Source organism: Streptomyces sp. NPDC051921, assembly GCF_040680975.1.
In the GTDB taxonomy this organism is placed as follows: Bacteria; Actinomycetota; Actinomycetes; order Streptomycetales; family Streptomycetaceae; genus Streptomyces.
Window position 1 is genome coordinate 98610 of sequence record NZ_JBFAXU010000001.1, and the last position, 15246, is coordinate 113855.

The following is a 15246-nucleotide window of genomic DNA, read 5'->3' on the forward strand; positions in this document are numbered from 1 at the left end:
ACCGAGCTGATCAAGTCCGTCCTCGTGGCGAACCGGGGCGAGATCGCCTGCCGGATCTTCCGCACCTGCCGTGAGCTGGGCATCGCGACCGTCGCCGTGTACTCCGACGCGGACGCCGACGCCCTGCACGTACGGGAGGCGGACGCGGCCGTGCGGCTGCCGGGGGCGACGCCCGCGGAGACGTATCTGCGCGCCGACCTGGTGGTGCGGGCGGCGCTCGCGGCGGGCGCGGACGCCGTGCACCCCGGCTACGGGTTCCTGTCCGAGAACGAGGAGTTCGCGCGGGCGGTGACCGGGGCCGGCCTGGTGTGGATCGGACCGCCGCCGGCCGCGATCGCGGCGATGGCGTCCAAGACCCGCGCCAAGGAGCTCCTCGGCGTGGCCCCGCTGGCCGCCGCCGACGTCACCGAGGACGACCTGCCGGTCCTGGTGAAGGCGGCGGCCGGCGGCGGTGGCCGAGGCATGCGCGTCGTCCGGGAACTCGCGGCGTTGGAAGGGGAGTTGTCCGCAGCTTCGGCCGAGGCGCTGAGCGCCTTCGGCGACGGCGAGGTGTTCGTCGAGCCGTACGTCGAGAACGGGCGGCACGTCGAGGTGCAGATCCTCGCCGACACCCACGGAACCGTGTGGACCCTCGGCACCCGCGATTGCTCCCTCCAGCGGCGTCACCAGAAGGTCGTCGAGGAGGCCCCGGCGCCGGGCCTGCCCGCGGCGCTCGTCGACGAGTTGTACGCACGCTCGGCGGCGGCCGCGAAGGCCGTCGGCTACGTCGGCGCGGGCACGGTCGAGTTCCTGGTCGCGGGCGGTCGGGCGCACTTCCTGGAGATGAACACCCGCCTCCAGGTCGAGCACCCGGTCACCGAGGAGATCTACGGCGTCGACCTCGTCGCCCTGCAGATCGCCGTCGCCGAGGGCGGCCCGCTGCCCGCCGAGACGCCCGTCCCGCGCGGCCACGCGATCGAGGCCCGGCTGTACGCGGAGGACCCGGCGGGCGCCTGGACCCCGCAGACGGGGCTGCTGCACACGCTCGACCTCCCGACCGGCCCCGGCCTCCGGGTGGACACCGGTTACGCGTCCGGCGACACCGTGGGCGTCCACTACGACGCCATGCTCGCCAAGATCGTCGCCCACGCGCCCACCCGCGCGGCGGCCGCCCGCGCGCTCGCCCATGCCCTGGAGCGGGCCCGCCTCCACGGCCCCGCCACCAACCGCGACCTCCTCGTCGCCTCCCTCCGGCACCCCGGGTTCACCGACCCCGACCAGCTCGGCACCGGCTTCTACGAGCAGCACCTGGCCGCCCTGACCGAGCCGCCCGCCGGGGAGGCACAGGCAGCCGTCGCGGCGGCGCTCGCCGAGGCGGCCCGGGGGACGAGCCGCTTCGGGGGCGGCTGGCGCAACGTCCGCTCGCAGGACGAGGTGAAGGTCTACGGCGCCCACGAGGTCCGCTACCGCCCCACCCGCGACGGCGGCTACGAGGTGACGAGCCCGGCCGGCATCCACGCGGTGGCGGTGTCGCCCGACCGTGTGCGCCTCGACGTCGACGGGGTCGTACGGGACTTCGAGGTGGCCCGGCACGGCGCCACGGCCTACGTGGGCCGGCATCGCCTCACCGCCGCCCCCCGCTTCCCCGACCCGCGCGAACAGACCGCCCCCGGCTCCCTGCTCGCCCCCATGCCCGGCACCGTCGTCCGGGTCGCCGAGGGGCTCGCCGTCGGCGACCCGGTGGAGGCCGGGCAGCCGCTGCTCTGGCTGGAGGCCATGAAGATGGAGCACCGGGTCCTCGCGCCCGCCTCCGGCACGCTCACCGCGCTGCACGCCGCCCCCGGCCGCCAGGTCGAGGTCGGCGCCCTGCTCGCCGTCGTACAACCCGCTGTCGAACAGCCCGCCGTACCGACCGAAGGTGTCCCGTCCGAAGCCCAGGAGGAAGACCCCGCATGAGCAGCCTCATCGAGTCCCCGGAACACACCGCCCTCCGCGCCGCGGTCTCCGCCCTGGGCCACCGCCACGGCCCCGGCTTCGACCGGGCCGCCCTGTGGGCCGAGGCCGGCAAGCTCGGCTACCTCGGCGTGAACCTGCCCGAGGAGTACGGCGGCGGGGGCGGCGGCATGGCCGAGCTGTCCATCGTCCTGGAGGAGGCGGGAGCGGCCGGCGCGCCGCTGCTGATGATGGTGGTGTCGCCCGCCATCTGCGGCACGGTCATCGCCCGCTTCGGCACCGAGGCGCAGAAGCGGGCCTGGCTGCCGGGCCTGGCCGACGGCAGCCGCACGATGGCCTTCGGCATCACCGAGCCCGACGCCGGCTCCAACTCCCACCGGATCACCACCACCGCCGCCCGCACCGAGGCGGGCTGGGTCCTCAACGGGCGCAAGGTCTTCGTCTCCGGCGTCGACATCGCCGACGCGACTTTGATCGTGGGCCGCACGTCCGACGCCCGCACCGGCAACCTCAAGGCCTGCCTGTTCATCGTCCCGCGCGACACCCCGGGCTTCGGGCGCCGCCGGATCGACATGGAACTCGACGCCGACGAGAAGCAGTTCGAGCTGACGCTCGACGACGTCCACCTGCCTGCCGACGCCCTCGTCGGCGACGAGGACGCGGGCCTCCTCCAGCTCTTCGCCGGTCTCAACCCCGAGCGCATCATGACCGCCGCCTTCGCGATCGGCATGGGCCGCTACGCCCTCGCCCAGGCGGTGACGTACGCCAAGGACCGCCAGGTCTGGAAGACCCCCATCGGCGCCCACCAGGCCATCGCCCACCCCCTGGCCCAGGCCCACATCGAACTCGAACTGGCCCGCCTGATGATGCAGAAGGCCGCCGCCCTCTACGACGCGGGGGACGACCTGGCCGCGGGCGAGGCCGCCAACATGGCCAAGTACGCCGCCGCCGAGGCGTGCGTACGGGCCGTCGACCAGTCCGTCCACACCCTCGGCGGCAACGGCCTCACCCGCGAATTCGGACTCGCCCGCCTGATCGCGGCGTCCCGCGTGGCCCGGATCGCCCCGGTCAGCCGGGAGATGATCCTGAACTACGTCTCGGTCCACACCCTGGGGCTGCCCAAGTCGTACTGAGCCGGACGGGGCGCTCCGAGGGTTCAGTCGAGGGGTGCCCCGACCAGGGTCACGAGGTTGGTGAAGATCTCCACGTCGTGCTGGTGGGCGGTGACCAGCACGCGCCGCCGCCCGGCCTCGTCGACAGCGTGGCGGTGGGCGTGGATCCGGCAGGGCGCGTCGAGTTCGGCGTACCGGATGAAGGCGGTGTCCATGCCGACGACCACGCTCGACCGCGGCGACGTGACGGCCTGCGCCGCCTGACGGCTGGCCTCGAGCAGCAGCATGCCGGGGGCGTGGTCGACGCGGTGGTCGAACAGGATGGGGTGGGTGGTGTCCACCCTCAGTAACCACCGGTGCGGCCGGCCGGCGGGGGACAGGGCGACGTCCATGGCCCGTGAGCGTCCGACGGAGAACGCGGGCACCGGGGGCGAGGGCGGCAGCGCCCGGGCGTTGGCCAGCTCGATGTCGGCGTACTGTCCGCGCAGGCGCTCGTAGATGGCACGGTCCTGGATGGCGAACCGGGTGCGGCTGCAGGCGAGCAGCCGGCCCTCCCGGTACACCAGCGCCGTCAGGAGCATGGACACCACCCTCCCCCGGCGGTACTTGAGCTCCGTGCACCTGATGTGCAGCTCCACCTCTGTCTCCCGCTCGGCCACTAACAGCGCCGCCGGGGCGAGCTCCCAGCGGAAGTCGTGCCACAGCAGCTGGTGGCCGAGCGGTATCTCGTACCCGACGTGCGAGATCAGCGGCAGTGCCTGCCGCACCGTCTCGCCGAGCAGCAGCGGGTCGTGCAGCCCGTGCCGGGTGGTGTAGAAGTCGTGCGATCTGGGCCAGTGGGCCCGTACGACGAAGGCGTGCTCGTCCGTTCGCCGCCAGTCCGTGAGCAGGACTTCGTCCGGATTCGTCTTGTGGGTGTGTCCTTGGACGACACGGGTCGCGACCCCGTGGTCCTCGTCGATCCTGCTGTGCTCAAGGTGCAGCTGTGACATGCCAGTTCTCCCCTTACTGACTCAACTGGTGCGCCCTGACTGGTGCTTGACCGGCGACGAATTTAACATAGTGGTGATTCTTTTTTTCGTGGCGGAAAGGTGAACAGATGAGCCGGGTCATGCAGGAGCGAGCGGTGCGGACGAGGGAGGTGCTTCTGCGTGCGGCGGCGGAGGTGTTCGACGAGGTCGGTTACCCCGGGGCGAGCATCACCAAGATCATCGATCGGGCCGGGGTCACGACCGGCGCGGTCTACTTCCACTTCCGCTCCAAGGAGGGACTGGCCCGCGCCGTGATCCGGGAGCAGGCCGCCGACCTGGACTTCCCCGAGGGGGAGGCGGGACTGCAGCGACTCCTCGACCTGACCCTGTACCTGGCCGAGCGGCTGCAGCACGACACCCTGCTGCGCGCCGGCGTCCGCCTCGCGGTGGAGCAGAGCGAGGCGGGGCTGCAGGAGTACTCGATCTACGAGTGGTGGGCCGACCGGTTCGCGCAGGAGCTCGCGGCGGCCCGGGACCGGGGCGAACTCCTTCCGGAGGCCGACGCCACGGTGTTCGCCACGACCCTGGTGGCCGCCTTCACCGGCTCGCAGATCATGTCGCGGCTCGCCAGCGGCCGGGCCGACCTGCCCCAGCGCATCACCAACGTGTGGCGATGCCTGCTGCCCGGGCTCGCTCCGGCCGACGTCATCGCCGGCCTGGAGTTCACCGACGGCGGCGGGAAGGGTGCGCGATGACCACCGTCCTGCTGACCGGGGCCACCGGCTTCATCGGCTCGAAGGTGCTGCGCCGGCTCCTGGAGGCGGGCCGCGCGGGCCACGGTCTCGAGGTGGTGGTGGCAGGGCGCTCGGCGAACGTCCCGGGGGTCGCCTGCCGCCGGGCCGACCTGGCCGATCCGGCGTCCCTGCGCGGTCTCGCCCGGGGCGTGGACGTCCTCGTGCACCTGGCCGCCCTGGTCGTGGGCGACGAGGCCGCCTGCGACGCGGTCAACCACCGCGGCACCGAGGCGCTCGTCGCCGAGGCCGAGCGGGCCGGGGTGCGCCGCATCGTCCAGCTGTCCACGGCGGCCGTCTACGGCGCGGGTCCGCACCGCGGCATCACCGAGAACGAGGTCGCGCCCGCGCCGCTGTCCCCCGCCAGCCGGTCCCGCCTGGCGGGGGAGGAGGCGGTACTGGCCGCCGGCGGCACGGTGCTGCGGCCGGGCCTGGTCACCGGGGCGGGCGACCGGTGGGTGGTGCCCGCGCTCGCCGACCTGCTCACTCTGGTGCCCGCCCGCTGGGACGGCGGCCGCGGGCTGCTGTCCATGGTCGACGCGAACGACCTCGCCCGGCTGGTCGCGGCGCTCGTCCTGGCCCCGGACCCGGTGCCCGCGGGCGTGCACCACGCCAGCCACCCCACGCCCGTGCGCAACGCGGATCTGATGGCCAGGCTGTCCGCACTCGACGTCCTGCCCGCCGCGCTGGCGGACTGGTCGTGGCAGGAGTGCCTGGAGCGGCTGCGTGGCGGTCCGGGCGGTGTGAGCGAGCGCCAGTTCGCCCTGCTGGCGGGCGACCACTGGTACCGCAGTGACGGGATCTGGATCGCGACCGGTGCCACCGCGGGCCCGGGCCCACTGGCCCGCCTCGCCGCCGCGGCGCCGTGGTACCGCGCGTACCTGGGCCGGCGGGCCGATGCCGTCCGCGCGGCGGCGTGAGGGATCCGTCCGGGCAACGTGCCAAAGCCGTCCTCGCGAACGGGAGATGAAGCAGGGCCGACCGGCCTCCCCGGTACGGTTGAGGGGTTGTGACGGGAGCCGGCCATAGGGGTGCGGGAGGAGCTGTGCAGCTCGTACGAAGTGCCGGGGCCACCCGGCCGGCCGGGCCTGTCGTCCCGCACCGGGACGCGCCGCTGTGGTGAGGCAGGTACGGGCGCGGCTGACCCGCTCGGCCCTGATCACCGCCGCCGCGGGAGAGTTCGCCCGGCTCGGCTACGCCGGCGCCACCGTGGCGCGCATCAGCACCGCCGCCGGTGTGACCTCGGGCGCGCTGACCTTCCACTTCGTGTCCAAGGAGGAGCTGGCCCGCGCGGTCGCCGACGCCGGCGTCGAGGCTGCCCGCTCGGCGGTGGCCGAGGTGGAGCGGCTCGCCGCCCCCGGCCTGGCCGCGGCCGAGCGTCTCACGCAGGTCCTTGCCGTCCTCCTGGAGCAGGACGTCCATGTCCGAGCGACCGTGCGCCTCATGGACGAGTGCCCCGACGAGTGCCCCGACGAGTGCGCGGCCTGGGAGGAGGCGTGGCGTCCGGCCGTGGACCACGCCCTGGAGCGGGCCCGGGCGGGCGGATCGGACGACGCGGTCGTGGCGGACGTCCAGCTGCTGATCTCCTACCTGCTGGCCGGTGCCGGGGCCCGGATGCGGGCCGGCCACTCGGTGGCGACGGTCCGGCACGAACTGGGCCGCCTGTGGCAGCGGTTCGCCGCGGGTCTCCCCGCCTGACACTGAACTGATCCGACGTCTCCGGCGTTGAGCCGGCCCCGATCCGCCTTTCCGTCGTTGATCCGGCCCCGCTCCCCCCCTTCCGGCGTGGATACGGCCCCGATCCGCCTTTCCGGCGTGGATACGGCACCGGTCCGACCCTTTCCGGCGCTGATCCGGCACCGGTCCGCGCGTCACCGAGCCGCCCCCCGGACGGGGCGCGGTCGCTCACCCCTGTCCGGATTCGGCGCCGGCGCCCCCGCCGCACGACGGCCCCGCGAGTTGGCGAAGTCGCGGCCGAAAACACCTCCCCCAGAAGAAAATAGTGCTCATTCTCTTTATTCTGATGCGCAGCCCACACGGAGCTGTCGCACCGAGAGAGGGAGAAGGCATGAGGGGGACAGCCGGATCCGGGGGACCGGATTCCGTCAACCGGTTCACTGACCAGCTCTTCGGACACCTGCGCAGGATCGACCAGCGCAGATGGGCCCACGCCTATGTGCTGGGCCTGCTCACCACACCCGGAAAGAAGTCGATGCGCCGCCTCGCCGCGGCCGCGAGCGATTCGCCGACGGCGTCGCAGGCGCTGCACCAGTTCATCAACGAGAGCCCGTGGGACTGGACGCCGGTCTGTGACCGATTACGGCACTGGACCGAGGCCCGGGTGCGGCCCCGCGCCTGGACGGTCGCTCCGGTCGTCCTGCCCAAGCGGGGCGAGAAGTCGTGCGGTGTGCACCGCCGGTTCGTCCCGCACACCGGGCGCACTGTCAACTGCCAGGTCGGAACAGCCCTGTTCATGTCGACGGACGTGGGTGACTTCCCGGTCGGCTGGAGCCTTCTGCTGCCCGAAGCATGGGCCCGGGGCGACCTGCGGGAGCGGGCCCGCGTCCCCGACGAGGTCGTGGCACGGCCCGAGACGCACGTCCTGGGCCTCGTCGAGCTGCTGGCGCGGCCCTCGCGGCACGAGCCGGTCCCGGTGGTGGTCGACGTCGACGGATACCTGGACGTACGCCCGCTGCTGCACGGTCTGATCCGGGGACGGCACGACTTCGTCGTCGCCGTTCCCGACGGCCTGCCGCTCGCACCCTTCACCGCTGCCCGGCCGGCGCGCGCCCAGGCGCGGCCGGCCGTCCGGATGCTGACCGGGTCGAGCGGGCCGGAGCGCGCGGTACGAGGCCCGGTCCGCCACCAGCTGGTGCAGCTGCCGTTCACACCGGCCGAGCAGCGCCCGCAGCCGTTCCGCCTGTTCGCGGGGCCCGGCACCCGTGCGAACGGCCTCGGGCGGCTGTGGCTCACCAACATGGTGGACCGGACGGTCGGTGAACTCGCGCGGTACGCGGAACGGACCACGGCCACCGGCGAGACCGTCGACCGGCTCGAACGGGGCTTCGGCCTGAAGGACTTCGAGGGCCGGTCCTTCCCCGGCTGGCACCACCACATGACGCTCGTCTCCGCGGCCTTCGCCTACAGCCGGCTCACGGCCGGTCCCGAGGCGTACGGCGCCCTCGACGTGCCCGCGGACTGGGCGCGGGAGGATGACTTCGGACGGGCCATGGACCTGCTCTCGGCGTAGGCACGTCCCTACGCGCGGGGCCCGTGACCACCACCTCGGTGTGTCACGGGCCCCTCGTCCTGTTCCGGTCAGCCCAGCACCGGTGTCAGGGCGGTGGCGTGCGACGCGGCGCGGGGGGCGCCGGCGCCGTCGGCCGCGGCGGACGCGGTCCGGGTGCCGTACCGCAGGAAGTGCCGTACCCGGTCCGCGCACCGCAGCTGCCCCTTCACCAGGACCATGCCGTACACCCGGCCCTCGTCCTCGCGCCAGCACACCAGCGGGATGCGGTACGTGTCGCCCTCGGGCGTCGCGAAGACGGCCTCGTAACCGGCCGCGTCCAGCAGGCTCACGCGTCCTCGCCCTTCGGCCGGGTGGCGAACAGGTGCCCGTAGTCGCTGATGCCGAAGGCGGTGTCGGCGGCGCCGGCCAGGTGCAGGGCGTGCCACAGGATCACCTGGTTCGCGGTGACCACGTGGAATCCGAGCTCGGCTTCGAGGGGCTTGATGGTGCCCACCGCACGGATCCCGTTGCCGGCGACGAGGACGGCGTCCGGACGGTGCGCGGCGACCGTGGTGCGGATCCACGCCGACAGGTTGTCCGGCGTGATGGCCTTCTGGTCGGAGGGCAGTCCGCACGGGCCGTGGTGGACGACCTCGAACCCGAACTCGCGGAAGTAGTCGGCGCCTTGGCCCGAGAGCTTGTCGTCGAACCACGGCGGGTTGACCACCGCGATCCTGCGGGCGCCCAGTGCCTCGAACGCGGCCCGGGCGGCCTTGGTGGTGCCGGTGATCGGCAGGTCACGGGTGACGGGCCGCAGCCGCTCGTACAGCTCCTGCTCGCCCTGCGCCTTCAGCACGTAGCTGGAGGAGGTGAAACCGAGGGTGAGGGCGTGCAGCGGGGACGCGGCGAGCAGCTCCACGGCCTGGTCGAGGAAGGGGGGCTCGACGAAGGCGCGAACGGGGTCGTGGGGGATCTTCTCGTCCATCTCGCCGCCCGCCCGCATCGCGGCGAAGTGGATGCGCGAGCCGTGGACGGACACGGAGGAGGGGGCGATGGCCTGCAGCTCGGCCTCCGGGCCGACGTCGGCGTGCGGCACGACGACGCCGATCCGGGTCGAGGCGTCCCAGCCGTCGGTGGGAGAACTGGTGTGGGGCATGTCGGGATCTCCTACCGGGTGAGGGTGGACTCGTCGGCCAGGCTGCCGCCGCGGACGGTGCCGTCACCGTCGGCGTCGAGGAACCCGGGGTGCTTGCTGCGCATGGCGGACATGACGAACTCGTAGGGGACGTCGTCGAAGGCGCCGTGGTCGGTGAGGAACTCCATGGAGCCGCCGCCCTCGGCGAAGGGGTGGTAGAGACTGTCGCTGACGCCGTCGAACTCCAGGGCCTCCATGCCGTAGAGCTTGCAGAGCATCTTGTTGAACACCGGGGTGGCCTTGACCCACGTGCCGTTCAGGTAGACCTGGGTGAGGCCGTGGAAGAACACGTCGCCGCCGATGTGCTGCAGCAGACGCGGCGAGGCGAGGTGGTTGCGCACGTCGCCGTAGACGAGCCGGGAGGGGATGCCGAGGGCGCGCACGCAGGCCGCGTACAGGGCGGACTTGTGCAGGCAGAACCCTTCCTTGGTGGTGGCGGTGTGCGAGGCCTTGAGGCCCTCGCGGGAGAGGGGGGCGCCGTAGACCTCGTAGAAGACGTCGTCGCGCACCGCGTAGTACAGCTCGATGGCGTTGGTCGTGCGGTCCGCGCCGCGGTCCTTGACGGCGTGGTCGATGAAGGCCTGCACCGCGTCGGTCTCGTAGTCGAGGAACTCGGTGGGGCGGGTGAGTCGTTCCAGCTGGTCGGTCATGCGGGATTCCTGTCGGTCGAGGGCTCGGCCGGAGGCCGGTCGGTCAGAGACCGAGGAGCGTGGCGATGCGGTTGCGCTGGATCTCGGAGGTGCCCGAGTAGATCGTTCCGGCGATCGAGTTGCGCAGGTCGCGCTCGATGCCGTGCTCCGTGAGCACGCCGCGGCCGCCGTGGATCTGCACCGCGTCCAGCGCGGTCTGCACGTTGGCCTCGGACACGATCGTCTTCGTGGCCGCCAGGTCGAGCGAGGCGTCCTGGCCCGCCTCGACCTTCGCGCCGGTGTCGGCGAGCCACTTGCGGGCCGTCTCGACCCGCATCTTCATGTCGGCGATCTTGTGGGAGACGGCCTGGTAGGAGCCGATGGGCTGCCCGAACTGGTGGCGCTGCCGGGCGAAGGCGATGGTCTCCTCCAGGCGCCGGGTCATCTCGCCCAGCGTGATCGAGAAGCCGAACAGGACCTCGCGCTTCATCACGTGGTCCAGGACGAGGAAGCCGGCGCCCTCCTGCCCGACCCGCTGGGCGACCGGGACGCGCAGCTCGTCGAAGGAGAGCGTGCCGACCGGGCTGGTGCGCAGGCCGATCTTGTCCATCGCGGGGCCCGCGGTCAGGCCGGGTGTGCCGGCTTCGACGAGCAGGGTGGTCAGGCCGAAGGGGCCCGGCTTGCCGGTGCGGACGTACAGCAGGAACAGGTCGGCGACGGGGGCGTTCGTGATGAACATCTTGCCGCCGCTGACCACGTAGTGGTCGCCGTCGCGGCGGGCGGTGGCGGACAGGTTCATCGCGTCCGATCCGCCGGACTCCTCCGTGATCGCGTGCGCGGTGATCGCCTCACCGGACATGATCCTCGGCAGGTACCGCTCCTTCAGCTCCTGGCTGCCGAAGCGCTGCAGCGGCACGCCCACGGAGACGATCTGGGTCGAGGCGGAGAAGGACAGGCCCGCGTCGTGGGAGACGTAACCCAGGCCCTCCAGAGCGCGCATGGTCGCCGTCACGCCGTGGCCGGCGCCGCCGAACTCCGGGGCGAAGTGCGTGCGCAGGAGACCGGTCTCCTGCAGGACCTTCCACTTGTCGTGGGGGAAGGCGCCCGCCGCGTCCAGCTCGCGGGTGTCCGCGTTCAGCTGCTGGGCCCACGGGGCGGTGAGATGGAAGAGGTCGTCGGTCAAGGCGGGTCCTAGGTCGGCGGTGGTCGGGTGACAGGCCCGGGCCCGGGCCGGCCCGCAACGGGGGAGGGAAGCGGGCCGGCCCGGACCGGGCGGCTCAGTACTGCGAGAAGCCGTCCTCGGACAGGGTGTGCTTCTCGTCGCCGACGATCGGCGGGTTGAAGATCGACACCAGGTGCAGGTCCTCGTAGTCGGAGGCGACGAGGTAGTGCGGGTCGTGCTCGTTGAGGACGTATATGGTGCCCGGCACGATCTTGTGGCGGGTGCCGTCCTTCTCCACGACCTCGCCGGAACCGCCGATGCAGTAGCAGGCCTCCAGGTGGTTGCGGTACTGCAGGGCGCTGGTGGTGCCCTGGCGCACGACCGTGTCGCAGACCGCGAAGCCCATGCCGTCGGACTTGGTCAGCAGCCGGGTGCTCAGGCCGTTGCCCCACTCGACGGGAGCGACGTCATCGAGGCTGCGAACGAACATTTCCGGTTCTCCTTCGGTGGATGAGGGGTGCTGCGCGATGAGGTGGTGCTCGGTGCTCGGTGCTCTGGTGCTCTGGTGCTCGGCGGTGCCTGGCCCGGTGCGTGGGGGTGCGTGGGCGGGGCGTGGGGCCGTGCGTGGGGGTGTGTGGGGGTGCGGCGCAGGGCGCCCTGACGCCGGGTGTGACGGAGGTCAGGCGACCTGGGCCGGGGCGTGCGCCTCGACCACGGCGGTGATGGAGTCGAGGGTGCGGAAGTCGTCCGGCGTGAACTCGATGTCGTCGACGGGGATGTCGAAGGCCTGCGTGAGGTGCGAGAGCAGGCGCACCAGGCCGAGGCTGTCGATGACGCCGGAGTCGATCAGGTCGTAGTCCCCGGTCAGGTCCGAGGTGTCCTCCCCGGCGAGGAACTGGGCCACGACGTAGGCGCGGATCTCACCGGCGATGTCCCTGGTGCTCATGCGTCGATCTCCTTCATACGGTTCTGCTTGATCAGGTTTCGGTCGGGCTTGCCGGTCGAAGTACGGGGCAGCGGCGCGTCGGTGAGGTGCACCGAGGCCGGTATGGCGTGGCGAGGCAGGTGCCGGCCCGAGTGGGTGCGCAGGCGCAGGCTGGTCAGTTCGGTGCCCGGGCGGCGGGTGACGTGGGCGTGCAGCCGGACACCGGCGTGCGGGTCGGGCAGCGGGACGACGACGGCCTCGGCGACGTCGGGGTGGGCCGCGAGCACGCTCTCCACTTCCTGGAGGTTGGTGCGCACTCCCCTGACCTTGACGTGCCAGTCCGCGCGGCCTTCGAGGAAGTAGAGGCCGTCGGCGTCGCGGGAGACGATGTCGCCGGTGCGGTAGAAGTCGCGGCCGTCGAGGCGGGTGAACGCGGTCCCGTTCAGCTCCTGGCGCAGATAGCCGCCGGTCTGGAACGGGGTGGCCACCAGCAGCTCGCCGGTGCCCGCCCCCTCCACCGACTGCCCGTCGGCGTCCAGGAGGAGGGCGTCGGTGCCGCGGACGGGGCGGCCGATGGGCATCGGCCCGGTCGCCCCGGGGTCGACGCGGTGGATGAAGGAGTCGTTGGTCTCCGTGCAGCCGAACACGTTGTGAAAGGCGGCGCCGGGGAACATCGACGCGATCGGGTCCAGCAGGTCGGCCGGCAGCCGGTCACCGGTGAAGACGGCCTGGCGCACGGTGTCGAACGTGCCGCCGCCGGCGCCGTCCTCGCGGCGGCCCGCGCCGCCCTCGAGGAGCAGTCGGTACATCATCGGCACGCCCTGGACGAAGGTGAGCCGGTGTCCGGCGGCGAGCGCGGCCAGGTGCGCGGCGTCGGTGGCCCGCTCCTTGTCCACCAGCACCACGGACGCGCCGAGGCGCAGGAACGTCCAGACGTCCAGGAGGGCGAGGTCGAAGTTGAGGGGCGCGTAGGACAGCGCCGTCTCGCCCGGTGTCAGGGCGAACTCCTCGACGGCCCAGTCGGCGAAGGCGTCGAACCCGGCGGCCTCGATCGGGACGATCTTGGGCGTGCCGGTCGAGCCGGAGGTGGTCAGCAGCAGACGCGTCCGCTCCGGATCCGGCGTGGCGAATCCCGCGGCCTCGTCCTCGTCGGGCGCCACGGGCGTCGCGTCGAGCACTCCCTCGGCGTCGACGGCCAGCAGGTGGCGGACCCGGGCCTGGTGGGCGAGCCGTTCGCGGGCGGCGCTGCCCAGGTCGGGGGAGGGGGCCAGCGCGATGTGGCCCTCGTGGAAGACGGCGAGCAGCAGGGCGATGGTCTGCGGCGTCTTGTGCGCCGGCACGTACACGGTGCTGCCCGCCGGGAGACCGAGGCGGTGCAGTTGGCCGCGCAGGTTCTGGGTCAGATCGTGCAGTCGGCCGTAGGTGACGGCCTGGTCGTTGAAGTGGAGCGCGATGCTGTGGGGCCGGTGATGACCGTGGACGGCGACGGTCTCGGCCAGGCGGGGCGATGGCACGGCGGATTCCTTGCGGTCGGCTCAGCCGCGACGAAACAGGAGTCGCTCGGCTGTTCGAATCTTGCGGTGTCGAGCACGAAGGTATCCGGACAACTGCATGCTTGGTCAAGCACTTACTTGGCGAAGTCGGTGTGATCCAAGGCATTCACTTTTGCTTGATCAAGCAATAATCGGCGATGCGGAATCCGTCGGGGCGCCGGGAAAAAGGCCGCGACGCGGTGCGGCCGCCCGGAACCGGAATGTCACCGGTGTCCGGGCGGCTGCACCGCGTCGCGGGGCCGTGCTGTGGGGTGTGGGGCCGTCCCGCGCCGTGCGGGGCGGGTCGGGGGGGTGGGGCCGGTCAGTCGTGGGGCGTGCGCAGCGCCCGGACCGTGGGGCCGAGTTCGGCATCGGCGGCGAAGGTGTTCAGCGCCGACGACAGGACCTCCGCGTAGGTGGCGCGCGCGGCCTCGTAGCGCTGGCGGCCCTCGTCCGTGATGACCGCGTAGACGCCCCGCTTGTCCGAGGGGCACAGGTCCTTGAAGGCGAAGCCCGCCGACTCCAGCCGGCCCACCAGGCGCGTCACCGACGACTGGCTGAGGCCCACCTTGTCGGCCAGGTCCTGCATGCGCAGCTCGCTGGTCTCGGAGCGGTGCAGGTACTCGAGGGAGCGGAACTCCGAGAGGCCGATCGCGTGCCGGCGCTGCAGGGCCACCGTCAGGTCGCGTTCCACGTGCGCATGGAGGGCGAGCACGCGGTTCCACACGGCGTGGTCGGAGTTGCGCTGGGTTGCGAGGGGTGAAGTTGCCATAGGTGCGTCCTCACGGGAGTGGCTGTTTGACAGCAGAGTACATGCTCATGCAAGCTCCTGACGTTTCCCCGATTGCGCCTCTAGGGGTAATCGGCCACCATGTTCTTGCATGTACAAGCAATGAATCGAAAGGGGCTCCCCTCATGCAGTGGCTCTACCTCGCCATCGCCGTCGTCTTCGAGATCGGCGTCGCACTCGCGGCAGGCAAGGCCGAAGGCTTCAAGAACCGCAAGTGGACCGCCGTGACCCTGGTCAGCGGCGCCCTCGGCACCTACTTCCTCAGCAGGGCCCTGCTGACGTTCAACGTCGGCGTCGGATACGCCCTGTGGACCTCGGTCTCCGGCGTCGGCATCACCCTTCTCGGCGCCCTGCTGTTCGGCCAGAAGCTCAACTGGAGCAAGGCCCTGGGCATCGTGGTCATCATCGCCGGGGTCGTCGGCCTCCAGCTCAGCGGCGCTGCCTGATCACCCGCCCGGCACCCCCCCACCCGCACCCTCAGGCCTTCGCGCCCTCCCGAAAGGAACTCCGCTCATGTCCTCGACCAACAGCTCCGCGGCCAACGCCTGGCTCATGCTCCTCCTCGCCGGCGTCTTCGAGATCGGCTACGCCCTCTCGGTCGGCGGAAGCCACGGCTTCACCCGCCTGACCTGGTCGCTGGTCGCCGTCGTCTTCTTCCTGCTGACGCTGTGGGCGCTGAGCGTCGCCCTGAAGACCATCGACGTCGGCACCGGCTACGCCGTGTGGGCGGGCATCGGAGCTGCCGGAGCCGCGGCACTCGGCCCCGTCTTCTTCGACGAGGGCCTCAACCTCGTCCAGTCCGTGTGGCTCGCCGTCATCATCGCCGGCGTCGTCTGGCTGAAGCTCGCCGACAAGACGAGCGGCGCGGACGACACCCAGGAAGCCGTCGAGCGGCCGCAGGAGGCCCGGAGCGCGGGCGTCTGAGCGCGCGGCACGCCCGGGCAGCCCTCCGGCCAGGACGACGGGCCGCCCCGGGTG

The 15246-nt window shown here is 72.2% G+C and carries 17 protein-coding genes; 8 read left to right on the plus strand and 9 right to left on the minus strand.

Going from position 1 to position 15246, the window contains the following annotated elements; translation table 11 throughout:
* Positions 1 to 6 precede the first annotated feature (6 nt).
* Both AB0M16_RS00480 and AB0M16_RS00485 read left to right on the plus strand, forming a co-directional pair.
* The gene (locus AB0M16_RS00480) at positions 7 to 1935 is read left to right on the plus strand and encodes a biotin carboxylase N-terminal domain-containing protein (protein ID WP_365337915.1); all 1929 of its coding nucleotides are present in this window, start codon (positions 7 to 9) and stop codon (positions 1933 to 1935) included.
* Complete coding sequence (locus AB0M16_RS00485; RefSeq protein ID WP_365337166.1) at positions 1932 to 3065, plus strand: acyl-CoA dehydrogenase family protein; 1134 nt, start codon at positions 1932 to 1934, stop codon at positions 3063 to 3065. Before AB0M16_RS00480 ends, AB0M16_RS00485 begins: the two co-directional genes overlap by 4 nt.
* A gap of 23 nt (positions 3066 to 3088) precedes the next feature.
* On the opposite strand, the gene AB0M16_RS00490 is transcribed toward AB0M16_RS00485, so the two are convergent.
* A complete protein-coding gene (locus AB0M16_RS00490) occupies positions 3089 to 4036 on the minus strand; it encodes a ScbA/BarX family gamma-butyrolactone biosynthesis protein (protein WP_365337168.1) in 948 nt (315 codons plus the stop codon).
* Positions 4037 to 4143: 107 nt separating this feature from the next.
* Between AB0M16_RS00490 and AB0M16_RS00495 the strand changes: the two genes are divergently transcribed.
* The 4 genes from AB0M16_RS00495 to AB0M16_RS00510 all read left to right on the plus strand — a co-directional run bounded on the left by AB0M16_RS00495 (position 4144) and on the right by AB0M16_RS00510 (position 8056).
* Positions 4144 to 4770: a ScbR family autoregulator-binding transcription factor gene (locus tag AB0M16_RS00495; protein ID WP_365337170.1), complete on the plus strand. Its 627-nt coding sequence runs from the start codon at positions 4144 to 4146 to the stop codon at positions 4768 to 4770.
* On the plus strand, positions 4767 to 5726 hold the full coding sequence (locus tag AB0M16_RS00500) for an NAD-dependent epimerase/dehydratase family protein (protein ID WP_365337172.1): 960 nt from the start codon (positions 4767 to 4769) through the stop codon (positions 5724 to 5726). Before AB0M16_RS00495 ends, AB0M16_RS00500 begins: the two co-directional genes overlap by 4 nt.
* A 196-nt stretch (positions 5727 to 5922) precedes the next feature.
* The gene (locus AB0M16_RS00505; RefSeq protein ID WP_365337174.1) at positions 5923 to 6504 is read left to right on the plus strand and encodes a TetR family transcriptional regulator; all 582 of its coding nucleotides are present in this window, start codon (positions 5923 to 5925) and stop codon (positions 6502 to 6504) included.
* A gap of 370 nt (positions 6505 to 6874) precedes the next feature.
* On the plus strand, positions 6875 to 8056 hold the full coding sequence (locus AB0M16_RS00510; RefSeq protein WP_365337176.1) for a transposase: 1182 nt from the start codon (positions 6875 to 6877) through the stop codon (positions 8054 to 8056).
* Between the two features lie 68 nt (positions 8057 to 8124).
* On the opposite strand, the gene AB0M16_RS00515 is transcribed toward AB0M16_RS00510, so the two are convergent.
* From AB0M16_RS00515 to AB0M16_RS00550, 8 genes are all read right to left on the minus strand, one after another.
* The gene (locus AB0M16_RS00515) at positions 8125 to 8385 is read right to left on the minus strand and encodes a DUF6253 family protein (protein WP_365337179.1); all 261 of its coding nucleotides are present in this window, start codon (positions 8383 to 8385) and stop codon (positions 8125 to 8127) included.
* Positions 8382 to 9191, minus strand: a complete 810-nt coding sequence (locus tag AB0M16_RS00520) for a maleate cis-trans isomerase (RefSeq protein ID WP_365337181.1) — start codon at positions 9189 to 9191, stop codon at positions 8382 to 8384. Before AB0M16_RS00520 ends, AB0M16_RS00515 begins: the two co-directional genes overlap by 4 nt.
* Before the next feature lie 11 nt (positions 9192 to 9202).
* On the minus strand, positions 9203 to 9880 hold the full coding sequence (locus tag AB0M16_RS00525) for a transglutaminase family protein (protein WP_365337183.1): 678 nt from the start codon (positions 9878 to 9880) through the stop codon (positions 9203 to 9205).
* Between the two features lie 43 nt (positions 9881 to 9923).
* Positions 9924 to 11042, minus strand: a complete 1119-nt coding sequence (locus tag AB0M16_RS00530; RefSeq protein WP_365337184.1) for an acyl-CoA dehydrogenase family protein — start codon at positions 11040 to 11042, stop codon at positions 9924 to 9926.
* 94 nt (positions 11043 to 11136) lie between these two features.
* Positions 11137 to 11511, minus strand: coding sequence for an ectoine synthase (locus AB0M16_RS00535; protein WP_365337186.1), 375 nt, complete (start codon positions 11509 to 11511; stop codon positions 11137 to 11139).
* A 189-nt stretch (positions 11512 to 11700) separates the two neighbouring features.
* Complete coding sequence (locus AB0M16_RS00540; protein ID WP_365337188.1) at positions 11701 to 11967, minus strand: phosphopantetheine-binding protein; 267 nt, start codon at positions 11965 to 11967, stop codon at positions 11701 to 11703.
* The gene (locus tag AB0M16_RS00545) at positions 11964 to 13460 is read right to left on the minus strand and encodes an AMP-binding protein (RefSeq protein ID WP_365337190.1); all 1497 of its coding nucleotides are present in this window, start codon (positions 13458 to 13460) and stop codon (positions 11964 to 11966) included. Before AB0M16_RS00545 ends, AB0M16_RS00540 begins: the two co-directional genes overlap by 4 nt.
* Before the next feature lie 340 nt (positions 13461 to 13800).
* Positions 13801 to 14250, minus strand: a complete 450-nt coding sequence (locus AB0M16_RS00550) for a MarR family transcriptional regulator (RefSeq protein WP_365337191.1) — start codon at positions 14248 to 14250, stop codon at positions 13801 to 13803.
* Positions 14251 to 14393: 143 nt separating this feature from the next.
* Here AB0M16_RS00550 and AB0M16_RS00555 point away from each other — a divergent pair, with 143 nt between their 5' ends.
* Both AB0M16_RS00555 and AB0M16_RS00560 read left to right on the plus strand, forming a co-directional pair.
* Entirely contained in the window at positions 14394 to 14714 is a 321-nt protein-coding gene (locus tag AB0M16_RS00555) for an SMR family transporter (RefSeq protein ID WP_365337193.1), read from the plus strand.
* A 67-nt stretch (positions 14715 to 14781) separates the two neighbouring features.
* Complete coding sequence (locus tag AB0M16_RS00560; RefSeq protein ID WP_365337195.1) at positions 14782 to 15192, plus strand: multidrug efflux SMR transporter; 411 nt, start codon at positions 14782 to 14784, stop codon at positions 15190 to 15192.
* Positions 15193 to 15246 lie beyond the last annotated feature (54 nt).